Annotated in this window: 24 protein-coding genes; 13 read left to right on the top strand and 11 right to left on the bottom strand. The window is 57.8% G+C overall.

The window, feature by feature from the left end:
- On the top strand, positions 1-231 hold a 231-nt coding region (locus tag AAAU26_RS07495; RefSeq protein ID WP_349180992.1), incomplete at its 5' end, for a hypothetical protein.
- A gap of 474 nt (positions 232-705) precedes the next feature.
- Here AAAU26_RS07495 and AAAU26_RS07490 read toward each other — a convergent pair.
- The 6 genes from AAAU26_RS07490 to AAAU26_RS07465 all read right to left on the bottom strand — a co-directional run bounded on the left by AAAU26_RS07490 (position 706) and on the right by AAAU26_RS07465 (position 6,249).
- Entirely contained in the window at positions 706-1,527 is an 822-nt protein-coding gene (locus AAAU26_RS07490; protein WP_015563588.1) for an alpha/beta hydrolase family protein, read from the bottom strand.
- A 15-nt stretch (positions 1,528-1,542) separates the two neighbouring features.
- The gene (locus tag AAAU26_RS07485; RefSeq protein WP_227619351.1) at positions 1,543-2,847 is read right to left on the bottom strand and encodes a 2-hydroxycarboxylate transporter family protein; all 1,305 of its coding nucleotides are present in this window, start codon (positions 2,845-2,847) and stop codon (positions 1,543-1,545) included.
- A gap of 247 nt (positions 2,848-3,094) precedes the next feature.
- Positions 3,095-4,024 (bottom strand): LysR family transcriptional regulator, encoded by a 930-nt coding sequence (locus AAAU26_RS07480; protein ID WP_149794568.1) that lies wholly within the window; start codon positions 4,022-4,024, stop codon positions 3,095-3,097.
- Positions 4,025-4,125: 101 nt separating this feature from the next.
- On the bottom strand, positions 4,126-4,599 hold the full coding sequence (locus tag AAAU26_RS07475; protein WP_254263309.1) for an HlyD family secretion protein: 474 nt from the start codon (positions 4,597-4,599) through the stop codon (positions 4,126-4,128).
- Entirely contained in the window at positions 4,580-4,996 is a 417-nt protein-coding gene (locus AAAU26_RS07470; RefSeq protein ID WP_227619350.1) for a hypothetical protein, read from the bottom strand. The genes AAAU26_RS07475 and AAAU26_RS07470 overlap by 20 nt, the downstream gene beginning before the upstream one ends.
- A 335-nt stretch (positions 4,997-5,331) precedes the next feature.
- Positions 5,332-6,249, bottom strand: a complete 918-nt coding sequence (locus AAAU26_RS07465) for a response regulator transcription factor (protein ID WP_349180990.1) — start codon at positions 6,247-6,249, stop codon at positions 5,332-5,334.
- Between the two features lie 199 nt (positions 6,250-6,448).
- Here AAAU26_RS07465 and AAAU26_RS07460 point away from each other — a divergent pair, with 199 nt between their 5' ends.
- Positions 6,449-7,456 (top strand): D-2-hydroxyacid dehydrogenase, encoded by a 1,008-nt coding sequence (locus AAAU26_RS07460; RefSeq protein ID WP_158396603.1) that lies wholly within the window; start codon positions 6,449-6,451, stop codon positions 7,454-7,456.
- 53 nt (positions 7,457-7,509) lie between these two features.
- Here AAAU26_RS07460 and AAAU26_RS07455 read toward each other — a convergent pair whose 3' ends face one another.
- From AAAU26_RS07455 to AAAU26_RS07435, 5 genes are all read right to left on the bottom strand, one after another.
- The gene (locus tag AAAU26_RS07455) at positions 7,510-8,880 is read right to left on the bottom strand and encodes a DUF1254 domain-containing protein (RefSeq protein ID WP_149794191.1); all 1,371 of its coding nucleotides are present in this window, start codon (positions 8,878-8,880) and stop codon (positions 7,510-7,512) included.
- A gap of 27 nt (positions 8,881-8,907) precedes the next feature.
- On the bottom strand, positions 8,908-10,938 hold the full coding sequence (locus AAAU26_RS07450; RefSeq protein ID WP_227619349.1) for a hypothetical protein: 2,031 nt from the start codon (positions 10,936-10,938) through the stop codon (positions 8,908-8,910).
- Between the two features lie 84 nt (positions 10,939-11,022).
- The gene (locus tag AAAU26_RS07445; RefSeq protein WP_227619348.1) at positions 11,023-12,339 is read right to left on the bottom strand and encodes a sensor histidine kinase; all 1,317 of its coding nucleotides are present in this window, start codon (positions 12,337-12,339) and stop codon (positions 11,023-11,025) included.
- A gap of 20 nt (positions 12,340-12,359) precedes the next feature.
- Positions 12,360-13,085 carry a LytR/AlgR family response regulator transcription factor gene (locus AAAU26_RS07440; RefSeq protein WP_227619347.1) on the bottom strand — a complete coding sequence of 242 codons (726 nt, stop codon included), beginning with the start codon at positions 13,083-13,085 and terminating at the stop codon, positions 12,360-12,362.
- Positions 13,086-13,495: 410 nt separating this feature from the next.
- Positions 13,496-14,683, bottom strand: coding sequence for an iron-containing alcohol dehydrogenase (locus AAAU26_RS07435; RefSeq protein WP_227619346.1), 1,188 nt, complete (start codon positions 14,681-14,683; stop codon positions 13,496-13,498).
- Positions 14,684-15,937: 1,254 nt separating this feature from the next.
- On the opposite strand from AAAU26_RS07435, the gene AAAU26_RS07430 reads away from it, so the two are divergent.
- The 11 genes from AAAU26_RS07430 to AAAU26_RS07380 all read left to right on the top strand — a co-directional run bounded on the left by AAAU26_RS07430 (position 15,938) and on the right by AAAU26_RS07380 (position 25,323).
- On the top strand, positions 15,938-16,402 hold the full coding sequence (locus AAAU26_RS07430; RefSeq protein WP_227619345.1) for a DUF2798 domain-containing protein: 465 nt from the start codon (positions 15,938-15,940) through the stop codon (positions 16,400-16,402).
- Between the two features lie 603 nt (positions 16,403-17,005).
- Positions 17,006-17,689 (top strand): F0F1 ATP synthase subunit A, encoded by a 684-nt coding sequence (locus tag AAAU26_RS07425; RefSeq protein ID WP_158402299.1) that lies wholly within the window; start codon positions 17,006-17,008, stop codon positions 17,687-17,689.
- Positions 17,690-17,716: 27 nt separating this feature from the next.
- Positions 17,717-17,941: an ATP synthase F0 subunit C gene (gene atpE, locus AAAU26_RS07420; RefSeq protein ID WP_015563599.1), complete on the top strand. Its 225-nt coding sequence runs from the start codon at positions 17,717-17,719 to the stop codon at positions 17,939-17,941.
- A gap of 17 nt (positions 17,942-17,958) precedes the next feature.
- Positions 17,959-18,450, top strand: coding sequence for a F0F1 ATP synthase subunit B (gene atpF / locus AAAU26_RS07415; RefSeq protein WP_227619344.1), 492 nt, complete (start codon positions 17,959-17,961; stop codon positions 18,448-18,450).
- Positions 18,440-20,194: a F0F1 ATP synthase subunit alpha gene (gene atpA, locus AAAU26_RS07410; protein ID WP_227619343.1), complete on the top strand. Its 1,755-nt coding sequence runs from the start codon at positions 18,440-18,442 to the stop codon at positions 20,192-20,194. Before atpF ends, atpA begins: the two co-directional genes overlap by 11 nt.
- Complete coding sequence (gene atpG, locus AAAU26_RS07405) at positions 20,181-21,062, top strand: ATP synthase F1 subunit gamma (RefSeq protein WP_207676458.1); 882 nt, start codon at positions 20,181-20,183, stop codon at positions 21,060-21,062. The genes atpA and atpG overlap by 14 nt, the downstream gene beginning before the upstream one ends.
- Before the next feature lie 185 nt (positions 21,063-21,247).
- Positions 21,248-22,660 (top strand): F0F1 ATP synthase subunit beta, encoded by a 1,413-nt coding sequence (atpD, locus tag AAAU26_RS07400; RefSeq protein WP_015563603.1) that lies wholly within the window; start codon positions 21,248-21,250, stop codon positions 22,658-22,660.
- Positions 22,660-23,067, top strand: coding sequence for an ATP synthase F1 subunit epsilon (atpC, locus tag AAAU26_RS07395; RefSeq protein ID WP_015563604.1), 408 nt, complete (start codon positions 22,660-22,662; stop codon positions 23,065-23,067). The genes atpD and atpC overlap by 1 nt, the downstream gene beginning before the upstream one ends.
- 176 nt (positions 23,068-23,243) lie before the next feature.
- The gene (locus AAAU26_RS07390; RefSeq protein WP_158402301.1) at positions 23,244-24,281 is read left to right on the top strand and encodes an SPFH domain-containing protein; all 1,038 of its coding nucleotides are present in this window, start codon (positions 23,244-23,246) and stop codon (positions 24,279-24,281) included.
- Positions 24,281-24,481: a type II toxin-antitoxin system antitoxin gene (locus AAAU26_RS07385; protein ID WP_015563606.1), complete on the top strand. Its 201-nt coding sequence runs from the start codon at positions 24,281-24,283 to the stop codon at positions 24,479-24,481. Before AAAU26_RS07390 ends, AAAU26_RS07385 begins: the two co-directional genes overlap by 1 nt.
- A gap of 65 nt (positions 24,482-24,546) precedes the next feature.
- Positions 24,547-25,323 (top strand): YhfC family intramembrane metalloprotease, encoded by a 777-nt coding sequence (locus tag AAAU26_RS07380; RefSeq protein WP_227619342.1) that lies wholly within the window; start codon positions 24,547-24,549, stop codon positions 25,321-25,323.
- Positions 25,324-25,363: the final 40 nt, after the last annotated feature.

Below are 25,363 nucleotides of genomic sequence, written 5' to 3'. Positions count from 1 at the left end.
CGGTTCGATCCCGCTATTCTCCACCAAAAAAGCACTGTACTTCGTAGGAAGTATGGTGCTTTTCTTTTTGCTTTCTTAGAGGTTGCATCGAGAATCAGCCAAATGCCTGATTTTGCAGGCGCATGGACGGCAACCCCCAATTCTTGCTATTTCGTTGCTTTTGAAAATGCTTGTTCGATGTCCGACTGTTTTGCAGGTGGACGCATCACTCCCCCTCAATGTAAGGAGTGAGATCGAAGTTGAACGAGATGTTGATCTGATATCCACGATAAACATCTACCCTGCGGATAAGCTGATTGACGATCATTTTCTTTGCTTCAAAACTGGCACTGTCGTACAGGTCAGCATAGGAAATCAGCTCATCATACAAGTGCCTGTCGTTATGCGATTTTTTTCATCGTTCAGCATTTCTTCAAACTGTGCCATATATGCCTTGTGCTGTTTAAGAATCTTCGTGGTCTCCACTTTCACATAGGCATCATCAGGCACCTTGGGGAGATACTTCATCAGGAAATCAACATCCTGTTGGATTCGCCGGACGGTAGCTTCCAGTGCAGAATAGTTGGTTCCGTAGAATAGAAATTCTGCTTGCTTTCATAATCTGCTAAAAGTACGCAAGTATGAAGGAAAAGCAAGAAATACGCAATGTACCCTCTTTTAAAAAGAGGGTACAAAGAAAGGAAATTCAAAAAACTGTAGTTTGAGTTATAAATACTGGATAAAGAATTTCTGCGCGGCCTGCACTCGTTCCTTTTCACCAGCCTCATGGGCGAAGCCCGGAAGGATCGTCAGCTCCGTATGGACGCCGTGCTCCTGAAAATTTTTCTGCAGGCTCTTCATACGGGCTACGCGGTTATCGCCATACGGGGAGTCGCCGATAAACTTGTTGTCGAGCTCGCCGACACTGATGAGGACGGGTACCTTCTTTACGGCTTCGAGGTCGACATCATAACCGAAGTAATCCTTGAAATCACGGATACCCCAGAAGTAGTCCTCGTCTGGATTCAGGAAGGTCGGACGGCCAGGTGCACCGATGGAGCAGGCCTTCAGACGATCAGGGTGAGCGAGCAGGAAGCGGTTTACGAACTGCCCGCCACCAGAGTGTCCGAACATGAAAAACTGATCTGTGTGAACGCCTGGATAGCGCTTCGCCATATCCTCGATCATATCGAGGAGAATCAGATCATAGCGGATGCCGTCGCAGGAGAGGAGCTTATAGCTGTTGAAGTCATCGCGCTGAATGAGTCCACCCGGGAACATAGGCGCAAGCACAGCCATATGATATTTGTCGGCGAGTTCCTTCGCCTGCTTGATGTACTCTTCGATTGCACAGCCGGTTCCATGGATGATGACGAGGAGAGAGTACTCATGCTCCTCTTCGTCGTAGTAGTAGTCTGGGAGATGCACCCAGTAGTGGAAACGCAGGTCGGTCGGACAGTGCCAGAGCATATTTAAGTAAGCATTGCCGAACAGGTTTTTCTGCTGCTCAAGCGTGAGATTCGTAGCCAAAGGATTCTGATTTGCCATATAGTACCTCCAGGATTACAGGAATTTACCGAAAATGAAGCTTGCGATGACGAGCATGATGGCACCACCGATTCTGGAAGAAATCTGAGCATAGGACATCAGCTCCATGCGGTGCGCAGCGCCGAGACACTGTACGTCGCCGGCACCACCGCCGTTTGCCATACAGAGTCCGGCAGTCAGCATTCCTTCTACAGGATAGAAGTGGAACAGCTTACCGACGATGAAGGTTCCGATCATCGCACCGATGACAGTCGCCATGATGATGACGATATACGCTGGGTTTGTGAAGACCTTCGCGTAGTCTGTGAGGTTCGTACCGATACCAACGGTAATCATCAGTGGGAAGGACATATACTTTACGAAGAATTGCTGCATGCCCCTTGCGCCGGCCTTCACGTTTTCCGGCAGGATATTCGTCATATTCAGAATCGCCATCAGGATGACCATGAAAGCGAAGGTATGAATACTGAAGCCGAGGTTTGCATGGTTGATGATGGAGATGTGCTTTGCGTAGAGGTTAGCTACATTGAAGCATACGACACCGAGTGCGAGACCGGTTGCGTAGTCGGCTGCGGTCGGCTTCACGTCACTGGACTTCGTGCTGACATTTTCTTCACCGACCATGAGACGACCATTACCCGTCATGGATGGCTTGATCTGGCCGAGCTTGTTCAGCAGTGCAGACATGAAGACGGCGCAGAGATTGCCAATGCTGATGATTGCAAAGGCAGATGCATACCAGGAGGAGGCATCACCGCCGGTTGCAGCAGCCCACATCTTGCTCATCGGTGTGATACCGGCACCATTGCCACCGCCCATGACTGGAATTGCATAGGTGGCGATCGCCTCGATTGCGCCGACGCCAGTGATGGCACCTACGAGACCAGCGAGGCCGAGTGCACCTGCAATACCTGCAAGAATCGTCGGAATGAATCCGGCGAAGGATTTGATGAGCATCTTACGATCAACCGAGAGCACAGAGCCGGTGATCAGGACGAGAATGTAGAGATCGAGGAAACCGGTGGAGCCGTTGAAGGTATTCAGGGCTTCCATCGAGCCTTCACCGATCAGGTGGAAGGTGTTCATCGCGCCGGCTACGAGGCAGGAGAAGAGCATGCCGCCGCCGAACCAGGTCTTCCAGACCGGGATATGGTCACCGACCCAGCCGAGCAGCGTGCCGATGATCATCGCGAAGGCGAGTGCGCCGACCATGTTGGTCAGCATCCAGTCATTGGCTGCCATCACCATCATCAGTATACTGAATATAAGGTACATCCACAGAGGGAACCCAAGGATTTTCGTTTCTTTTAACTTATTCACAGTAAATCCTCCCAAAAAGTGATACAGAATTTTTAAAGCACTTTTATTTGCCAGCAAATTTGATAAATGTATTGTACAAAAATGGGAATAATTGTGCAAGACTGTGACAATGGCGATTCTTCTATGGGACGATAACCATTTGGAATGGACATAGCGCCATAAAACAGAAAAAGAAGCACTCGCTCTGTACTGCAAATTGAATGACGAATGCTTCTCCTTTTTCTGTTATGAACCTGATTCCAAAATGTTATCGATTTTTAGCAGATGCGCTGATCATGTAGCGCCAGACGATTTCTGCAGAAGGGGATAAGTTGCGGCCCTTCTTTCGGGCGACGATGACATAACGATACAGAGTATCGCCTTTTATCGTGCCATAGACCGGGTTTTGACCAGTAGATGAATTACGAATCGTCGTGTGCGGCAACAGGGCGATGCCACAGCCGCTGCAGGCAACGAGATATCGTGTGTCAACATAATCAATGCGCTGCGGATGAATCGGTGTGATGTGATATTTTCTGAAAAAAGATTTTTCGGCATCATACAGCCCCTGACCTGGCGTCGCCAGAATATATCGGAGCGACGGATTACGGAAACGGCTGATGTCGATTTCAACCGGATGCTCGAGTGAATTATCGGAGATATCTAGGTCCTCCAGAATCGGTGATTCCTGTGGAATGACAAATACGAGCGGATCCTCCTGTACTGGCATATACTCGATGTTTTCGGAGTGTACAGGTTCAGTATAGATGGCTAAGTCGATGGATTCGCTTTCCAGCTCTTCTTCGCACTGCTGAGAGTTGCGATTCAGGTAACTGAGATGTATCTCTGGATGTGTCATCATGAAAGGTGCTGCCTGAACAGCAGCGTAGGCGCCACCACGATGCGTTGTGGCAATCAGTACAGGCTCTGCTGGAATCTGATTAAACTGTCGAAGACTATCCATCATCTCGCTTTCGAGCTGCACATAGCGCCGAGCAAAATCGAGAAAAATTTCGCCCTGTGGTGTAACGCTGATTGGGCTGTGCGTGCGGTCAAAAGGCGAAAAGCCCAACTCTTTTTCAAGCTTATTCAGCTGTTTGGTCAGTGCCGGTTGCGAGATAAACAGTCGCTTCGCCGCCTGGGTGATGTTTCTGTATTTTTCTACCTCGAGCACATAACGGAAAATACTTGTATCCATGTGGACCTCCGAAATCGATGTCTTAACGATAGTATATCAGAATCAGAGCGGAAAATAATTAAAATTTCGGGTGATGCGCTGTTTCTGCAAAGCAATAAGGCCTAGCTTATCCATGTCGTTGAAAGAAAACAGCTATCGAAACTATAGATTCCAATTGCAAAAACATTGAAGAAAATGCCAAAAAAGAGACTCCGGATACTGAAATGAACCCCAAAAGTTAGACAAAAATGGGTCTTTCCCAAATTTTGTGTAAAGTCCAGACAGCTATAAAACAAGAGCGATTTTAATATGAGGCGAAAGACGGCGAAACCGGCTGTCGCCTTAACAATAACATAACGCTGGCAAGGGGGAATGTCAAGGGCGGCAGTGGCATTCATGCCGGGCATGAGGCTGCCGGTGTCGTCGATGCGGATGGTGACGGGATAGGTGGTGGTGCCGCCGCTGGTGGTGCCGGCGGAGGAGATGCTGGTGACGACGCCCTCAAAGGTGCGGTCGCTGATGGCGTCGGCGGTGATCTCGGCCTTCTGGCCCACCTGAATGTCGAGAATGTCCAGCTCATCGACGTCCAGCGTCATCTCGAGGTAGCTCAAATCGTAGATGACGCACATCGCCCTTGTTGACCGTGTCGCCCACCTCGAAGTCGGCGGTCAGGACAGTGCCCTTGACCATCGGCTTGACGGTGTAGGTGTCGGCGGCGGTGATAGTGCCGTCGGCGCTATAGCTGTTGACGATGTTCCGCTTTTCGGGTCTCGTCTCGACATACTGGGCGCTGGCGGCAGCGGGCTTTGCACTGTTCTTCGGGACAAGCACGGCTGCGGCCACCGCAGCCGCGCAGACGACGGCGATGATGGGCTTCCAGTGCTTTTTGATAAAGGGCTTCACGCCCGCCGGGGCCGGTTGGGCAGCGGCCGTGTCAAGGCCGACGAGATATTCAGGATCGACCTTGTCCTGTGGTTTCTTTTTTGATAGCATGGTGATTTGCCCCTCCTAAGAGATTTCGCGGGGAGCACTTCTCCCCATCTGACAGGGAGAAGTATACATTCCAAATCTTAGGAAATGCCCGAGAAATTTATTAAGAAGGACTTAAGAGGTTTGAATTTTTTTATGAAAAAACGGCGCAGCCTGTGGCTTTTCCACAAGCTGCGCTGTTTTTGTGCAATGTAAACCTCTCAGTCTGCCTTCGGCAGCCAGCTCCCCTACCGAGGGGAGCCTCTGGCGAAGAGATTAAGTTTTCCGGTATGCCAAAGCCTCTCCTCGTTAGGAGCAACAACCCGGGCAGTGGCAGCGCGTCAGCGCTGACGGAGAGGTTATTTCTCTATGGGAAACAGCAGCGTGATGCAAAAGCGTTCGCCGCTCTGCTTGATGCGGCATGCTGCGTGCATCTTTTCCATCATGGTCTCGATGCTGGTGAGGACGACCTTCGTGCTGTCGGTGCGGTGCTGGCCGGGGAGGACGGCATTTTCAAAGGCAAGCCCGGCTTTGCCGTTCTCTTTGACGAAGCGGACGGAAATGTCCTGCGCCGCAAAGCGGTAGCCTTTGCCCCAGACAGTGCAGATGCGCTGAGGATTCTGAGGGTTATGCTCTACTTTCATCCGCAGATTGCGGATATGCACCATGACGGTGCCGTTGGAGACGTAGAAATACGGCTCGCCCCACACGGTCTCGTAGATGACCTGCACCGGGAAGATGCGCTGGGGGCTCTGCATCAGCAGCTTGAGGATCTTGTACTCGGTCTCGGTCAGGTCGGCCTCCTGCTCGTCCACCCAGACCCGGTTGCAGTCCAGCGCGATGCGCACGCCGTGGAGCTCCAGTATCTGGGCGTCGGGCCTGGGGTGGTGAGGTTCGACCTGGTCTTTGCCCTGATAGACGCAGTAGCGCCGCAGCAGAGCCTTGACCCGGGCGCTCAGCTCCGCGAAGGAGAAGGGCTTGGACAGATAGTCGTCGCCGCCCGCCGTCAGGCCCAGAAGCTTATCGGATTCCTGCGATTTTGCGGTGAGAAAGAGGATGGGGACGGTGGAGGTCTTTCGTATCTCCTCGCAGACCCGCAGGCCGCTCATGCCGGGCATCATGATGTCGAGGATGACCAGATCGACTTCCGGTGTGAGCAGGCTGAGGGCGCGGGGGCCGTTTTCGGCTTCGAGGATGCGGTAGCCCTCCCCGGACAGAAGGATGCGCACGCCGTCCCGGATGTCCGGGTCATCCTCTACGATCATGATGGTCTGCATAGTCTATGATTCCTTTCCTGTATTGCATAGTGTCAGTATAGCAGATTTTCTGCATTGTGGACAGCTTATCACATACTTCTTGGGATTTGTGGGATAAAATCCTAAGGAATTCTTAAGAAAGCGGCCATTTTGCCTCTTGCGGAGCGGGGCGGGGGAGAGTATTCTTATAGAAGAATACACAGGAAGTGAGGGTATCCTTATGCACAAAAAAGTTTTGGTATGTCTGCCCCTGAACGACGCCCACCGCGCCGCGCTGGAGGCATCCGTGCCGGAATTTGAATTCCGTTTCAACGCGCTGGACGACGTCCACGCCGAAGATGTGCTCTGGGCCGATGTCGTGCTGGGCAACGCACCGGTGTCAATGATCAGCCAGAACAAGCACATCGAGTGGTTCCAGTCCAACTCCGCCGGCCCCGACGCCTACCTGAAGCCCGGCGTCCTGCCCGAAAACTGCATGGTGACCAACGCCACCGGTGCCTACGGTCTGGCCATCAGCGAGTGGATGCTGGCCATGTGGCTGGGCATCCAGAAGGATATGTTCCTCTACCGCGACCGCCAGAACCAGCGCCAGTGGGCTCCCATTGACCGCCCCGTGAGGGGCATCACCGGGGCGAGGGTGCTCTGCGTCGGCATGGGCGACATCGGCTCCAACTTCGCCCGCCGCGCCCATATGCTGGGCGCTGAGGTGGTGGGCGTCCGCCGCACGGTCCACCCCGACACGCCCTGCCCGGACTACTGCCTGCGTGTGGTGGCCCAGAGCCAACTGGACGAGGAGCTGCCCGAGGCCGACCTCATCGCTCTGAGCCTGCCCGGCACCCCTGAGACCAACAAGCTGTTCAACGCCGAGCGCTTCGCCCGCTGCAAGGACGGTGCCATCCTCATCAACGTGGGCCGCGGCACCACCGTGGACAGCGACGCCCTCGTGGAGGCCCTGCGCAGCGGCAAAATTTTCGGCGCGGGCCTCGACGTCACCGACCCGGAGCCTCTGCCTGCCGACCACCCGCTGTGGGGTGAGCCGGGCGCTATCATCACGCCCCACAACTCCGGCAAGTTCAGCCTGCCCAAGACGCTGGACAACATCGTGGACATCTTCATCCACAACCTCAAGCGCTACGCTGAGGGCCTGCCGCTGGACAATCAGGTCAACCGCACCACCCGCTATGCCGCCGACCAGAACGGCGGCCACCGCCTGCTGAGCACCCTGTAAAACGCTGTAACGATGAAAACGCCATCTGCGCCGAGACGCAGATGGCGTTTTTGCTACTTCACAGAGATGACCGGCGGCGGGAAGCTGTCCAGCGCCGTCCAGTCGGGCTTATAGATGCGGAGGAAAAGGTGGAATTTTTCGTCCGAGACGGGGAGCCAGTTGGTAGTGTCCTCGGGCGCGTCCTTGGAGAGGGTAACGTCCACCGAGCCGTCGGCGTTCCGATGGAGGCCGGAACGATCGTTCACGCAGTAGCGGCTGATGGGGTTGTCGATGAGGAAGTTGTCCTCGCCGTAGGCCGTCACCGACCAGAAGCCGTTGCCCACTGTGGGCGGGAGGGCGTCGAAGTGGAGCGTGTAGGTCTTTTGGCCCGTAAGGTCGGCCCCGGCGCTGTCGGTGGAGGTGCGCGGGTAGATGGCGATGTCGGTGGTGTTGGCCCCGAGGCCCATCAGGGCGACCATCGTCCGGTAGTCGTAGGCGGTGCCGAAATTGCCGATGGGGTCGCCATAGTAGATCCACTGGCCCATCTGGCGGGAATAGCGTGCTGCCTGTGCCCGGAGGCTGCTCTTGAGCTGAAGGAGCAGCCGCTTCCAGCGCAGCCCGCCGAGAGGGCCGAGGGCGGAGGCGTCGAACTGCTGGCCCGGGCCGACGGAAAGGGCCGCGAGGCTGCGGAGAAGAGGCGCGTCCGCCTCGGCGGGCGGGTCTGTCTCCATCAGCCGGTTGGCGGTGTCGAAAAACTCCTGCGGCGTCATGGCGAGTACCTTCTGCACCGGGACGAAATCGTTCTCCGGAGAATAGCTCCCTTCCGGCGCAGCGGCCAGCCCGGCGGGGTAGGCCGAGAGGGGCATCAGCTGCATCCGGCCCTGAAGCGCCGCCACGTTCGGCAGGTCGTCCGGCCCGGAGAGCATGATGCGGGCGATGGTCCAGACCGTCCGGGTGGGAATGTCGATGCGCCGGACGCCCTCGGGCAGCGTGCCCTCCCAGCTCGAGTAGGCGATGGCGTAGGCCCCGGGTGCTTCCAGCACGGCGGCGGTGTTCGTCCATGCGTCCAGTACCTGCACGTTGAAAAAGCGGTCGGCCTCCGGCACGACGTAGATTTGAGGCTCGGCGCTGACGTCCAGCCACGCCTGCGTGTAGATGGTGTCCACATTGGGGCTGACGACCGTGCGGCTGGAAGCGTCCAGCAGCTTCCGGGCGTGGATGAACTGGTTGACGGGGGCGCGGCTGGCGGAAGCGGTCTTCGTGTTGGTGGAGACGGTCTTGGTGGCGTCCACGAGCACCAGCGGGAAGGCGTAGAGATAAGCTTCTTCCAGCAGGGTCTGGATGGCAGAAGCAGCATCGGCTTTCTGGGCCGGCAGCAGCGTGACGCCGCAGGCGGCGGCAGCGGCAGAGGAGAGCTTGAGGAAATCGCGGCGGGTCATTTTCATGGCGGGAGTCCTCCTGCTTTGTCAGATTCAGCGGGCCAGAACGATGGAAAGGGTGACTTCCTTGGCGTCGGGCGAGAGGTCGAAGCTGCCGCCGTCCTGTGCGGTGAGGCAGATCGTGTAGACCTTCTTCGCGCTGAGACGGGCCGGGGCATCGTCGAAGTGCCAGTCGGACACCTCGTGGTAGCGGCCATCCGTGCCGAGGGCGAAGAGCTTATAGTCGGCGGCATTTCCGGTCAGGCCGTTGATGCGGAAAGAAACAGTAGTCGCGGGGTGGAGGTTGTCGAGGGTGGCGGTGTGGAGCCAGCTTGCGGGGGTGCCGGCGCCGCCTGCGGCCTGGAACTCTGCCGCCGAGAGCACCCGGCGGGAGGTCTTGTCCAGATCGACCTTCCGGTAGGGCATCTCGGGCAGGAAGACGAAGCGGTCCTGCAGGCGGAGCAGCTCTTTGTAGCCGGTGGGGCAGTAGAGCTTGTTGCCGTCACGGCCCGCGTACATGCCGATGGCCATGTTGTTGTAGCCGTAGAGGGAGGCAACGTCCACAGTGAGGACGGTCTTTCCGGTGTCGAAGTCCAGCACGATGTACTGCCACATGCCGCTGTCCACGTCCTGTACGAAGCCGTAGATATAGCCGGTGGCGGTGGAGAGCTTCATCATGGAAGTGTCGCTGAGGTCGTCGCGGCACCAAATGCTCTTCATGGTCCAGCCGTCGGCGGTGCGGATGGTGTCCACCCGTTCGACGCCGGGCATGATCATGCAGTTGCCCTTGAGCAGCCAGTTACGGTCGTAGATGTTCTCGTAGCTCTGGATGGACGAGTCACTGTCGGGCTTTGCGAGGTTGGGGCTGCCTGCGCCGAACCAGTTGCAGACGATGGTGCTGACCCGGCCATTGCCGTGGTCGTAGACGATGGCCGAATTTTCCACCGACACCGGCATGTTGGCGGGCAGCTCGTCGATGACCGGGTGGCTGGCGGCGACTTCGCCGGTGTGGATGTCCACAGCCATCAGGCTGACGGTCTCGAGGTTGTCGGTGAAGAAGACCAGCTCCCGGCTCAGAGAGGGCGAGCAGCCGCCGCCCCATGCCAGACCGCCGCCGGTGGTGGCAGCGCCTTCGCGGCTGTCTTTTGCGCCCACGCTGTCGTAGGGGGTGCGCCAGACGACTTCAACGCCGCCGTTGGCACGCAGCAGGTAGCAGGCAAGGTTCGTCAGGATGACCGCACCCTCCCGGCAGGAGGCAATGCCGTTTTCAGCACCCTCGCCCGGAGCGGGAGCGTAGACATGGACTTCGTGGTCGAGGTCGGCAGCACCGCCGGCAAGGATGGTTTCGATGGCGTTGTGGGAGATGTAGCCCATCGCGCCCTGCTGGCCGCGGCTGGGGTAGATGCGGAAGCCGCCGGTGACGAACCAGAGGTTGCCGTCGTAGTCAAAGACGATGGAGAGCAGGTTCTGCTCGAGGCTGCGGCCAAGCACCCGCTCGGCAGCCTCTTTGATGTTGATGTCCAGTACCTTTTCGAAAACCGGCAGAGGCGTACCGTTCTCGTCGGTGGCACGAAGCATCAGCACATGGTTGTGGCTGGTGGGGCAGACGATGAGGTTGCGCCCGTCCACAAAGGAATAGGAGCTTTGGATGAGATAGCCGCCGCCGTCGTGCCTGGCGGGAGAGAAAAAGCCGATGGTGCGGACTTCTTCTGCGTCGAGGTCGCGGATGGCCAGACCGCCGAGGAACGGGCTGACGGGGTTATCGAAGTTGTCGAAGAAGATGGCCGGGGAGGCGTTGGGGTTCGTCTTTTCCATTGCCACGTTGACCTCGGGGCAGATGCCCACGGGGAGGATGGCGTCGGTGGAGTCAGTGTTGTAGCAGTCGTGGTGGATGTTTGACTCGCTGCGGCCCATAAAGGGGTTGGCGTCCACGACTTTTGCCGTCAGAGGCTTCGGCGGCAGGGCGGTGTCTGCGCCGTGGAAAAGGTCGGACAGAAGGCAGTCTGCCCTGGCGGCGGGGGCCAGCTGGCAGGACAGCAGTGTGAGAGCGGAAGCGCTGAGGAAGTTGCGTCGGGTCATTTTCATAGTGGAGTCCTCCTTTTTTGATAACATGACCTCTCAGCCTCCCCTCGATAGGGGAGGTGGCACGCCGCAGGCGTGACGGAGAGGTTATAAGTTCAGCAGAATATTCACCCGGAACAAACAGTTCTCGGTCTCGACGGTCATAGAACCGCCATATCTGGAAACAGCCGTCTGGATGGAGACGAGGCCGATGCCCATTCCGTCGTGTTTCGTGGAGTGGAGGGTGCCCTGCTGGCGCTTGAGCACGCCGTCATAGCGGTTCTCCACCAGCAGGCCCAGCATGGCGGGGCTCAGCATCCGGGCCATCACCTTCACCTGCCGCTGTTCGGGCGGCAGCTTCTGGCTGGCGTGGAAAGCATTTTCCAACAGATTGCCCAGCATCATGCAGAAGTCGGCCTCCGGGATGGCCAGCTGGCGGGGCAGTTCCAGCCGCCAGTCCACCGGCACGCCGAGGCTGTGGGCCTCGTGGTCGTAGTGACCGGCCAGAGCATCCACGGCAGGATTCGCGCAGAGGGTGGGGCGCTCCTCGCTCAGCTCGGATTCGTACTGGTGCAGGTAGTTTTTCAGCTCATCCACCTGCCCGGCCTCGGTGAGTCCGGCGATGACGTGGAGATGCTGGCGGAAGTCGTGGCGGAGATGCCGCGTCTGCTCCATATAGGCCCGCAGCTCGGTGTAGCGGCGGGATTCCACGGCCAGAAGCTGGTTTTCCCGGTCGAGCTGGGCGCTGCGGGTGTATTCCCGGGCCACCTGATACATCTCGTACAGCAGCAAAAAGATGCCCAGCAGCGAGATGGAGACGGCCAGAACAGAAATGATCATCAGACGGTTGATGAGCACGACGGCCGGGTCCAGCGGCATACAGAAGACGAGGAAAGCCGCGTAGATGGTGGGCAGCGGCCACGCCGACTGCCAGAAGGCTTCGCCCCGGTACTCCCGCAGCAGCCAGCGGCTCCACTGGACGGCGGTGAACCAGAAGATGATGCAGAGCACTGCCGAGAGTCCCAGCTTGATCAGAGAGGTGGAGACGAGACAGGCCGGGGCGTCGTTGCCCACCTCAGCCCGGGCATTGAGCACCGCAGAAAGCAGGGTGCAGACTGCCATCATGACGCAGGAGACGGCGAAGAGAAAGGCAGTCTGGCTCACGGAAACTTCCGGACCCACCCGCCAGCGCAGCAGCCAGAACGCCGCCAGCAGGGTGGGCAGAAGCAGGATGTTGCTGTCGAGTTCGAAGATGGCGCAGAGGGCCGCCGCCGCAAGGCAGATGACCGTGACGAGAGCGGCTGTCAGCACAGCGGTGCGCCGGGGGGCCTTCACATGCTCCCACAGGGGCGCGAGACAGAGGAATGCCCCCGGGTAGAAGACGGCGAGGTCCAGAAAATAGCGTCCAAATAAAGAAAAGTCCAAGGTCGGGCCCCCTCTCGGCGTCATAGCTCCCGCCGCATATGGCGGAACTGATATTGTGTGAACTGGGCGAACAGGGTATTCTTGTCCTTCTGGCGCACGGGCAGGCGGGTGCCGTCCAGCATCTCGAAGCAGTCGCTGTCCAGCCGGAGCACCTTGTCCATGTTCAGGATGACGCCCCGGTTGCAGACGATGAAGTTCTCCTGCGCCCGCAGCAGCTGCTCCACTTGGGAGAAGGTGGAGACGGCCCGGCACTCGCCGTCGTCGCTGACGATGCGGACGTAGTGGTTCTGGGCCATGGCGTACTGTATCTTCCGCAGGGGGAGATGTACTTGCTGCCGTGCGATGCGGACTTCCAGCTCCGGTTCGGCCCGGAAGAGCACCCGCCGCAGCTCGTCGGCCAGCTGGAAGAGCTTTTCTTCCCGGTAGGGCTTGAGCAGATAATCGAAGGGGTGGACGGGGAATGCGTCCCATACGTATTCCGGGGACGAGGTCACGAACACCAGCAGCAGGTCGGGGTCGGTCCGGCGCAGGATGCGCGCCGTCTCGATGCCGTTGGTGCCTTCCATGCAGATGTCGAGAAAAACGACCTGATAATTTTTTGAGGGGAACGCCGCCAGAAAGGCGTCACCGCTCTCATAATGGTCACAGACCAATGTATGCCCGCCGCCGAAAGCCAGCCGCAAAAGGCTCTCCAACCGCTGAGCGTCGGGCAGGCGGTCTTCTACGACCGCAAATCGAAGCTCCATCCTCAAGTTCCTCCCTTATGACCATATTATAACATAACCATCGGGGCTTAGACACAGCGATTCACGCAGGAAACGACCCCATTCACGCAGGTTTGACAGCCCCGATGCAGCAAAACAAATCGTTCTGGCTCCATCAAACCACAAAACGAAACCTTTGTAAAATATAAAAATTTTATAGACATCTATTCTTTATAAGAAGGGATAGCCCTCTCAGTCTGCTTCGCAGACAGCTCCTCCCAAAAGGGAGATGGAAATTTGTGATAGGAGAATGAAGTTTTGTGTTGTTGAAAACTTTCGGCGGACATAGAAAAGCGCACCCCTTCTGCTTCTGTGTGGAGAAGGGGTGCGCTTCGTTTATACTTCGAGTTCAGGCAAATGCTCTTATGCCGGGCGGAAGGGAAAAAGTTTTCTTAGTGGTTGGCGGCGTGGTAGATGGCGATCATGTCGTCGAGGCTGAGTTTTTTAGCCGAGCCGAGGGCGGAGCCGCAAGCCTCGAGGCAGCGGCGGGCCATCTCGTCGATCTGCGCGTCGGTGGGGTCGATGCCCAGCTCATGGAAGCTGGCGGGCATCCCGATGCTGTGGTAGAAGTCCACCATGGCCTCGATGCCTTTCAGGGCAATTTCCTCGTCGGTGCCGTCGGTGGTCACGCCCATGACGTTCCGGGCAAAGCGGACGAAGCGGGGCAGGCAGTCCTTATAGACATACCGCGCCCAGCTGGGCCAGAGGGCGGCGAGGCCCGCGCCATGGGTCACGTCGAACATACCGCCCATCTCATGCTCGAGTTTGTGGGACATAAAGTCGCCGCTGGCGATGCCGCAGCCGGTCAGGCCATTGTGGGACAGGCTGCCCGCCCACATCACCTCGGCCCGGGCCTCGTAGTTGGCCGGGTCGGTGTGGAGGATGACCGCGTTCTTCATCACGGTGCGCAGCAGGCCCTCGGCCAGCGCGTCGGTCAACTCCATATTGCCGCCATTGGTGAAATAGCGCTCCATGGTGTGCATCATGATGTCGGCGCAGCCGGACTCGGTCTGATAGTCGGGCAGGGTCTTGGTGAGCTCAGGGTCCATGAGGGCGAACTTCGGGCGGCTGATGTCGTCGTTGTAGGCCCGCTTCTGGTGGGTGTCCACCCGAGTGATGACGCTGCTGTTGGACGTTTCGCTGCCCGCCGCCGCGATGGTCAGGATGCTGGCCACCGGCAGGCACTTCCTGGCCGTGCGGGTGTGCTCGTACAGCTCCCAGACGTCCTTTTCCGGCTCGGCCAGGCCGTAGGCGATGGCCTTGGCCGTGTCGATGACGCTGCCGCCGCCCACGGCCAGCAGGAAGTCGATGCTGTTCTCTTTGCCGATGCGGATGCCCTCGTAGACCTTGTCGAGGTGGGGGTTCGGCACGACGCCGCCCAGCGTCCAGCTGGAAATGCCGGCTTCGGCCAGCGACTTTTCAGCTCGGTCCAGCACACCGGAGCGGACGGCGCTCTTGCCGCCGTAGACGATGAGGACGCGGGTGCCGCCGTATTCGCGCACCAGCGCGCCCACGCGCTGTTCGGTGCCTTTGCCGAAGATGACCCGGGTGGGGGAGTAGAACTCGAAATTGCTTGCCATAGTGGTCTGCCTCCTTGTAAGTGCTGCTTTCTGAGCAAAAGTATACACGAAATAGATTCGAAAATCTACAGGCCCTGCGCCTGCCGCTGCAAAATATCCGGGACAAAACAAAACCCGCATCCTCCCGGCAGGAAAACGGGAGGATGCAGGCTTCATTGGAAAACATCAGACAAAAAACCTGCCGACTCGAGGCGGTTGCAAGCCCTCAGTCGGCAGGATGCTTACTTCTTCGGAGTCATAGCCTCTTGACCTCGATTTCTTCATTTTTCGGTCTGTACCGGACGTTTCATAGAAGATTCTCCTTTGAAACGGTGAAGAACGATTGGCAGGGGAATGAATTTCTTAGTACATTGGAATGACCCTTTTCTTAACTGTTGGAGTGCGGGATACGAATCACAGAGATGAATTTCATATTACCACATTCTTTCGAGTTAGATTTGCGAAGGGAGTGTCATTACTTAGTACATCGGAGTTTCTCCTTTAGAGTTATTCAAATAAGACGTTCCGTACAAAAGCTTTCTTCATTGGGATCACCTTCGGCGGATCTATTTGAACGCGAGGGATTTTATTTCACAGACTGTTCTGTTATTCGCTTTATTGATGCTCAAGAACGGCTCTTGTTGTTGTGTTTTTATACGGGGGAAACATCCCGTTTGTGGTGAGCCTCTATTTTGCTTCTCAGCGAACCCCGACAGTCTGTGCATACTGTGCGGGTTCCATATCGACCATCGGTCTTCGCTCCTTTCTGCTTAAAGTCAGCGGGGTTAGCTCTCATTTGAGCTTCTGCTGTACTTCTCTGGTTTCTGGCTTTATTATACACGCGCGGGCGTGGTTTGTCCATTCGCAGAATGCACAATGAATTAGATATATTTTTTCAATAAATGACAAAAAAACTGTATTATTCATACAAACGCACGACTGAAACAGCCTCCCTGCGCAGTCTGAACGGCCCGCAGGGCCTTTTGTGGAAAACCTCTGCACAAGAACTGCCAAACTTCGCTCCGGGTGATTGACGGGACGGCGGGAATACGATAAACTGCCCGAAAATTTCGGGTCGTTCGTGGAAGGATTTGCGCAAAACGGGAGAAAAAGGCTGAAAACTCTTACGCGAGGCGGGAGTTTGTGCTATCATAGCGGGCAATGAATGGTAGTCGTGCAAAGACAGACGAAGGTTCCGCCCTCGTCTGTCTTTTTTTGTGCGGCGAAAGTTCCGAAAGACTTTACCCCACAACACAAATGAGGAGAAAATCAAAAATGCCTAAGACTCTGCTTGAAAAAATCGTCTTTACTGTCGTTATGGCCGCTATCATGGTCTATGGAATAATCGTCTACAATGTCGCCCTTGCCACCGGCGGCGTGACCAACGCCACCTTCGGCATGGCCCTGCATGAGATGCCCATTATGGTGCCGGTGGCCTTCGTGCTGGAGTTCTTCGTGGTGGAAAAGCTGGCGACTGCACTGGCCTTCACCTTCATGCGCCCCACCGACCGGCCGCAGTTCATCACCTATGCCATCTCTCTGATGATCGTCTGCATCATGTGCCCTGTCATGAGCCTTGTGGCAACGGTGCTGTTCAAGGAACCCAGCTTCGGTACGTGGGTGCATACGTTCGGCTGCAATTTCCCGATGGCTCTGTGCTGGCAGATGTTCTACTGCGGCCCGCTGTCCCGCTTCATCTTCCGTGCTATCTTCCGCCGCGGTGGACAGAACGCCCAGTGAGCCTATATCCTATATTATAAACAGGTAATATTACTTAATAAAGATAAGCTTCTGATTATAGCAGTTTGCGTTTTTAATGCACGAGCAACAGCCGCAAACTGCATATCGCAAAGATGCCGTTTTGACCGGCACTATTTTTGAAGATTGCGATAAGAAAATTTCATGTATCACACACTTGACAGCCATATGAATTTTATATATCAGATATACATGGAGTGCATAATTCTGCCGAAAGGGTTTCGTTTTACCTCAAAAATGAAACGAACCACTAAGGAATGACTAAGGATTTGGTCAAAATGGACAGTTTAACTGTGCATTATTAAGCAAGATGCACAACATTCCCGGCCGAGGCGTGAAATAAGATATAACAAAAAGTAGAATATCGGCCAAAGGTCTTATCAAACTGCACCAATCGTGCTATGATACCAGACGCAAAAGGGCTGCGCTGAGCGCGGAAAGAGGGTGTGTTTCCATAAAAACAAACGCACCTTCTTTGATTTTTAGCACAGCTGCTTTAATAAAAGAAACGAAAGGAGATAGAGTGAAAACGAACGATACCTTTACGCTTCAGGATAAGACTCTGCTCAGAAAGGAGGCAAAGAGATGAACGCATTGACTGCGGCCCTGAAAGAAGAGCTGAATGTGGAGATGATCTCCCTCGGCGGCCTGCAGGTGCCGGAATCCGTGGTGGTCAGCTGGGGCATCATGCTGTTTCTGGTCATCGTCTCCATCCTGCTCACCCGGAACCTCAAGGTGGACCACATCTCCAGGCGGCAGGCCATCCTTGAGCTGGTCGTCACCACGATCGACAACTTCTTCACGGGCCTGCTGGGCGAGCAGGGCAGACGGTATGTGCCTTACCTCATGACGGTGGCTCTCTACATCGCCTGTGCGAACCTCATCGGTGTATTCGGCATCAAGCCCCCCACGAAGGATCTGAATGTCACCGCTGCGCTGGCGCTCATGAGTATCTGCCTCATCGAGTATTCCGGCATCCATGCCCGGGGCGGCAAGGGCTTCCTCAAGAGCCTCACCGCCCCCACCCCCATCATGACCCCCATGAACATCCTCGAGATCGCCATCCGCCCCACCAGCCTGTGTATGCGACTGTTCGGCAACGTGCTGGGCGCTTTCGTCATCATGGAGCTCATCAAGCTGGTGGTCCCGGTGTTCGTGCCGGCCATCTTCAGCCTGTACTTTGATTTGTTCGATGGTCTCATCCAGACCTATGTCTTTGTCTTCCTCACCTCGCTGTTCATGAAAGAGAGTATTGGTGGAGAAGAGTAAATTGATCGATTAAAAGGAGAAATAATTATGAACGGACTCGTAGCTCTGGGCGCTGGTATCGCAGCGCTGACTGGTATCGGCGGCGGCATCGGCATCGGCATTGCCACCGGCAAGGCAACGGAGGCCATCAGCCGCCAGCCGGAAGCTTCCGGTAAGATCCAGACCAACCTGCTGCTGGGTGCAGCTCTGGCCGAAGGTACTGCAATTTTCGGCTTCGTCGTTGCTCTGCTCATCATCCTGTTCCTGGGTTGATAACGGAGGCATGACGAATGCTGACTCTGAATCTGAACCTTCTGTATACAGTCGTCAACATTCTGGTTCTGTTTTTGCTGCTGCGCAAGTTCCTGTACAAGCCCGTCATGAACATCATCGCACAGCGCCAGAAGCAGGTGGATGACGCACTGAACGCCGCCGAGACCTCCAAGCAGGAGGCCGCTGCGGCCCTGAACGATGCGCAGGCAAAGCTGCGCAATGTGGACGCCGAGGCTGCTGCCCGCCGCACTGCCTACGAGCAGCAGGCCGAAAAGGACAAGCAGCAGCTGCTGGTTGACGCCCAGAAGCAGGCCGACGCCATCCTGGCCGAGGGCAAAGCTGCCGCCGAAGCCGAGCGCCAGCACAAGCTGCGCCAGGCTGACGCCCAGACCACTGCACTGGCCCGCGCCATGTGCGAGAAGCTGCTGGCCCGCAACCTGAACGAGCAGGACGACGCCCGCCTGCTGGACGACCTGTTGGAGAAAGCGGGGGCTGAAAATGGCAAGTGAATTCAGCACCGAGTTCTTCTCGGCCAACCGCATCGTCAAAGCTGACCTCCGTGCCGCCCGCACCCCCCGCGAGGAGGACCTGGAGCGCATCAAGAAAGAGGTCGGGAAGCTGTACGACGCCACCGAGGTCATCCTGAACGTCACAGTGGACGACAGCCTCCTCTCCGGCTATGTGCTGCAGATTGGCGACCGCGTCTTCGATAACTCCGGCCGCCACGCCATCGACCAGATGATGGCCGACAAACCCTCTCTGGCCACCCTCAAGACCCGCATCGAGGACTACAAGCCCGCCGCCACCAGCGAAGAGGGCGGCGTGGTCATCTCCTCCGCCGACGGCATCGTGGAAGTGGAAGGCATGGACCGCGCCGTCTACGGCGAGATCGTCACCTTCGAGAATGGCGCCAAGGGCATGGTGGAGAGCGTCGAGCCGGGCCGTCTGGGCATCATGCTCTTCGACGGCGCTGAGACCGTCGGCGTCGGCACCATGGTCACCCGCAGCGGCAAGCGTGCCGGCATCCCGGTGGGCGACGGCTTCCTTGGCCGCGTCATCGACCCGCTGGGCGAGCCTATCGACGGCAAAGGCCCCATCGAGGCTGTGGGCTACAACCCCATCGAGAAGCAGGCCCCCGGCATCCTCGAGCGCCAGAGCGTGGATACGCCGCTCCACACCGGCATCCTCGCCATCGACTCCATGTTCCCCATTGGCCGCGGCCAGCGTGAGCTGATCATCGGCGACCGCCAGACCGGCAAGACCTCTATCGCCACCGATGCCATCCTGAACCAGAAGGACACCGGCGTGCTCTGCATCTACGTCGCCATCGGCCAGAAGGCTTCTTCCATCGCCCGCGTGGCCGAAGATCTGAAGAAGCACGGCGCGATGAGCTACACCACCATCGTGGCGGCTACCGCTTCCGACAGCGCCCCGCTGCAGTACATCGCACCCTACGCCGGTACGGCACTGGCCGAGTATTTTATGGCGCAGGGCAAGAGCGTCCTCATCGTCTACGATGACCTCTCCAAGCACGCGGTGGCATACCGTGCCATCTCCCTGCTGCTCCGCCGTTCTCCGGGCCGTGAGGCTTACCCCGGCGATGTCTTCTATCTGCACTCCCGTCTGCTGGAGCGCTCCTGCCGCATGAGCGACGCACTGGGCGGCGGCTCCATCACCGCGCTGCCCATCGTTGAGACTCAGGCAGGCGACGTGTCCGCTTACATCCCCACCAACGTCATCTCCATCACCGACGGTCAGATCTTCCTCGAGAGCGCTCTGTTCAACGCCGGCAACCGCCCGGCTGTCAACGTGGGCCTGTCCGTCTCCCGTGTCGGCGGCGCAGCCCAGACCAAGGCCATGAAGAAGGCCAACGCCAACCTGCGTATCGAGCTGGCCCAGTACAAGGATATGGAGTCCTTCGCGCAGTTCAGCTCCGATCTGGACGCCGAGACCCGCCATCAGCTCGAGCACGGCAAGGCTCTGACCGAGATGCTCAAGCAGCCGCTCTATCAGCCCAAGACCGACGCCGAGCAGGTGGTCATCCTTGTGCTGGCTTCCCACGGGATGCTGGACGAAGTGCCTCTCGCTGAGCAGCGGGCGCGCACCGCTGCCTTTGTTCGCCAGTTCCATGCAGATGTGTCCGGCACGATGGATGCCATCACGGCCACCGGCAAGCTCACTCCCGAGCAGACCGACACCATCCTGAACGCATGGAAGGCCTACGAGGGAGGCGAGAGTCATGGCGTCCAGTAAGCTGCTGAAAGAGCGCATCGAGAGCATTCAGGATACCCGCAAGATCACGAACGCGATGTATCTGATCTCTTCCTCCAAGCTGCGCAAGGCGCGCAAGAACTACCAGAACGTCCTGCCCTACTTCACCCGCATGAGAGACACCATCTCCCGTGTCGTCCCCCATCTGCCCGATGAGCCGGTGCATCCGTTCTTCCACGAGCGGCAGAGAGAGGACGGCGATCCCCGCCGCGCCTATCTGGTGCTGACGGCAGACAAGGGCATGGCAGGCTCTTTCAACCAGAACGTGCTGAAACTCCTGCTGGAAAAGGCTGACAGGAACGACCGTTTCTATGTCATCGGTCAGGTGGGCTACCGCGCCCTCCGCAAAGACCCCCGCCTGGTGCAGGAGTTCCAGTACGGCGCGACTGCCCCGTCGCTGCAGCGCGCCCGTGACATCACGGTGGACGCCATCGACGACTTCAAGTCGGGCAAACTGGATGAGATCTATCTTATCTACACCAAGATCCAGAACGCGCTCACCAGTGAGCCGGTCATGGTGCGTCTGCTTCCGCTGGACCGCGAGCATCTGCAGCCCGCCCCCAAGGGTCTGGGCGACCCCCGCGGCGAAGTCGAGCTGGTGCCGGACGCATGGACCGTGTTCGAGCAGACCGCTCCTATCTATATGCACGGCATGATCTTCGGTGCCATGACCGAGAGCTTCTGCGCTGAGCAGAGCGCCCGCATGACCGCCATGGATTCGGCCACCAAGAGCGCCAACGATATGATACGCGACTTGCAGCTGGAATATAACCGCACCCGCCAGGGCTCCATCACTCAGGAGATCACCGAGATCATCGGCGGCGCGTCTGCGGTGAAATCACAAGAATAACTTTTCCGCATAGCCTCCCCTCGCCAGGGGAGGCGGCACGACGCCAGTCGTGACGGAGAGGTTGACACATCTATAGCAATTCAACTTTTTAATGCAACAGCAACAGCGTTGAATTGCATATCGCAAATATGCTGTTTGGATGTTGCACTAATTTCTTGACTTGCGATAATAAACGAGGCAAATCTATGATACAGGGAAAAATTATTCGCGTGGCCGGCCCTGTGGTGGACGTGCAGTTCACCGCAGGCCGACTGCCTGCCCTGCAGGAAGCGCTGACCGTGACCGCAGAAGGCACCGAGCGCACGATGGAGGTGGCGCAGCACGTCAACGAATCGACGGTGCGCTGCATCATGCTCTCGGCCAGCGAAGGTCTGGGCAAGGGTATGGAAGTCACCGCCACCGGCCACGGCCTGACTGCCCCGGTGGGCGAGGCCACGCTGGGCCGTATGTTCGACCCGCTGGGCCGCCCCATCGACGGCAAGGGCTCTGTGGACGATGTGCCGCATTGGCCCATCCACCGCAAGGCCCCCAGCTTTGCAGAGCAGAAGCCCGCTACTGAGATTTTGGAAACGGGCATCAAGGTCATCGACCTGCTGGCCCCCTACGCCAAGGGCGGCAAGATCGGTCTGTTCGGCGGCGCAGGCGTCGGCAAGACCGTCCTGATCCAGGAACTTATCCACAACGTGGCCACCGAGCACGGCGGCTACTCCATCTTCACCGGTGTCGGCGAGCGCTCCCGTGAGGGCTGCGACCTCTGGGGCGAGATGAACGCCTCCGGCGTCCTGAACAAGACCGCGCTGGTCTTCGGCCAGATGAACGAGCCCCCAGGAGCCCGTATGCGGGTGGCGGAGACCGGCCTGACCATGGCCGAGTATTTCCGCGAGGAGACCCACAAGGACGTGCTGCTTTTCATCGACAACATCTTCCGTTTCGTGCAGGCAGGCTCTGAGGTCTCCGCTCTGATGGGCCGTATGCCCTCGGCTGTCGGCTATCAGCCCACGCTGGCCAACGAGCTGGGCGCTCTGCAGGAGCGTATCACCTCCACCCGCGACGGTTCCATCACCTCGGTGCAGGCCGTCTACGTCCCCGCCGACGACCTGACCGACCCCGCCCCCGCTACCACCTTCGCTCATCTGGACGCTACCACCGTCCTGAGCCGTAAAATCGTCGAGCAGGGCATCTATCCCGCCGTGGACCCGCTGGCTTCCACCTCCCGCATTCTGGAAGCCGACATCGTGGGCGAGGAGCACTACCGCGTGGCCCGCAAGGTGCAGGCAACGCTGCAGCGCTATCAGGAACTGCAGGACATCATCGCCATTCTGGGCATGGACGAGCTGGGCGAGGAAGACAAGCTCACCGTCACCCGTGCGCGTAAACTGCAGAAGTTCCTGTCCCAGCCCTTCTCGGTGGCTGAGAACTTCACCGGCCTGCCCGGCAAATATGTGCCGCTGGCCGAGACGGTCAAGGGCTTTGCCGCCATCGTGGACGGCAAGTGCGACGACCTGCCCGAGTGGGCCTTCTTCAACGTAGGCACCCTCGACGACGCCCGCAAGAAGGCAGCGGACAAGCTGGCGGAGGAAAAAGGCGGTGAGGCCTGATGAACAGCTTCATCCTCAACATCACGGCTTCCAGCGGTGAGTTCTATCAGGGCAGCTGCGAGAGCATGGTGCTGCCTGTGAAGGACGGCGTCTACGGTGTTCAGGCCGGCCACAGCCCGGTGCTGGTGGCTATCCACATGGGAATGCTCAAGTTCACTGTGGACGGCGAGACCCGCGAGATTCTGGTCGGCGACGGCATCGCTGAGGTGACGCCCACCTTCGTGCTTCTGCTGGTGGACAGCGCCGAGCGCCCCGAGGACATCGACAAGAACCGTGCCGAGGCTGCCCGCATCCGCGCCGAAGAGCGCCTGCAGCATAAGCAGAGTATGCACGAGTATTACCAGACCAAAATCGCTCTGGACCGCGCCATGCAGCGTCTGCAGACTGCTGCGAAGTATAAGCGTTAAAACTTCCCTCCTAAACGATATTTCTCCATTTTTCTCCATAAACAAAGGGCCTGCCTGTCCATTTTACGGATGGGCGGGCTCTTTTTTTGCGTCCCTCTCTTGACAGCGGTGCGGCGAAGTGATATGATTTTGGTATCAAAAAGAAACGCTTCCGACCCCATAAGGAGGGAACTGTTATGGAAGAGAAAATTTTGAACGCCCGCAAAAACGGCATGGCGGTACTGCTGCTCACCCTGCTGGGCTATGCGGCATCCATTGCCCTGTTCGTTTGCAGCGTCCTGCTGCTGGAGGACGACCGGCTGCTGCCGGGCATCCCGTTGCTGATTTTGTCCATTGGCTATTGGATCGCAGGCATTTTTCTGTTCTGCGGCCTGAAGGTACTCAAGCCCCAGGAGGCTCTGGTGCTTACCCTTTTTGGCGATTATGTAGGCACCCTGAAGGGCCAGGGCTTTTACTGGGTAAATCCCTTCTGCGCCGCCGTCAACCCTGCCGCAGGCACCCGGCTGAGCCAGAGCGGGGACGTGACCAGCAAGGAGAGCGGCGCAGCCGCCCTGCTGAGCGTCAGCGGCCAGAACAGCCAGCTCGCCTCAAGCAGCGTAAGCAAAAAGATCTCCCTGAAGATGATGACCCTGAACAACTCCCGGCAGAAGATCAACGACTGTCTGGGCAACCCGGTGGAGATCGGCATCGCCGTGATCTGGCGGGTCACCGACACTGCCAAGGCGGTGTTCAATGTGGACAACTACAAGGAGTACCTCTCCCTCCAGTGTGACAGCGCCCTGCGGAACGTGGTGCGGGTGTACCCCTACGATGTGGCCCCCAACGTGGACACCACCGGAGACGGCGTGGCCGACGAGGGCAGCCTGCGGGGCTCCTCGGAGGTGGTGGCGGCCCGCATCCGGGACGAGATCCAGAAAAACGTGGCTGAGGCAGGCATCGAGGTGGTGGAGGCCCGGATCACCTATCTGGCCTATGCGCCGGAGATCGCTGCAGTGATGCTCCAGCGCCAGCAGGCCAGCGCCATCATCGACGCCCGCAAGATGATCGTGGACGGCGCCGTGGGCATGGTGGAGATGGCACTGGACCGGCTGAGCGAAAACAAAGTGGTGGAGTTGGATGACGAACGTAAAGCGGCCATGGTCTCCAACCTGCTGGTGGTGCTCTGCGGCAACCGGGACGCACAGCCCATCGTGAACAGCGGCAGCCTGTACTGATGGCAGAGCCCAAAAAGCAGATCCCCCTGCGCCTGAACGCAAAGCTCTACGAGGCCCTTGCCGCATGGGCTGAGGACGATTTCCGCTCGGTGAACGGGCAGATCGAGTATCTCCTCACCGAGTGTGTGCGTCAGCGCAAAAAGAACGGCCGGTACGTCTCCGATCAGATCGACCTGCCGCCGGAGCTGGATATTGAATGACCCTGCTCCCCTCCGGGGGCAGGCCTTGCAAAAACGCCGATGGTATATCGGCAGGGAGGGTGACTATGACAGTAGGTATGGTACCCGGGGCAAGCATCGCAGGCATGGTGTTTTCGCTTGTCGTTTCCTTCGCACTTCCCATAGGCCTCTTCGTTTACGCAAAGAAGAAGCTGGGCGCGAAGACTGCACCGTTCTTTATCGGGTGCGGCGTTTTCTTCGTGATGGTGCTGATGCTGGAAGCTGCTATCCATCGCATCGTGTTCCAGCTGGCCGGAGAAGCGCTGACCGGAAGCGTGATCCTATACGCAGTCTATGGCGGCCTGATGGCAGCTCTTTTTGAAGAGACCGGTCGTTACATCGCCATGAGGTTTCTGGTGAAGCCGATGGATTTTCCGAATGCCTTTATGTATGGTGCCGGACACGGCGGCGTGGAGGCAATGCTTCTGTGCGGCGTGGCATCTATCAGCAACATCGCAAGTGCCGTGATGATAAATTCCGGCACCATGTCTGCACAGCTGGCGACTCTTGACGCAGAGAAGGCGGCAGACACGGCAGCGGCTCTTTCGGCGCTGTGGACGACACCGAGCTTGACGTTTTTTGCAGGCGGCGTGGAGCGGATCATTGCGGTGGTGCTCCATCTGAGCCTGTCGATTCTGGTGTTCCAGTCCATCCGCAAAAAGTCCCAGAAAGACCTGCTCAATGCGTATCTGTTCCACTTTGTCATCGACTCGCTGTCCGTTCTGCTCAGTGCAGTGGCATCTGTCTGGGTGGTGGAGCTTGTCGTTGCACTCGTGACCGGCGGGGCTGTCCTAATGGCAAAGTATGCCTGTATGGAAGAGTGAACGCGCGGAATATAGTATATAAAAGTCCCCTCTTCGTCAT

It is taken from the genome of Faecalibacterium longum (assembly GCF_040094125.1).
Classification (GTDB): Bacteria; Bacillota; Clostridia; order Oscillospirales; family Ruminococcaceae; genus Faecalibacterium; species Faecalibacterium longum.
The sequence above is the reverse complement of the archived record's forward strand: the minus strand, read 5'-3'. Positions and strand labels throughout refer to the sequence as shown.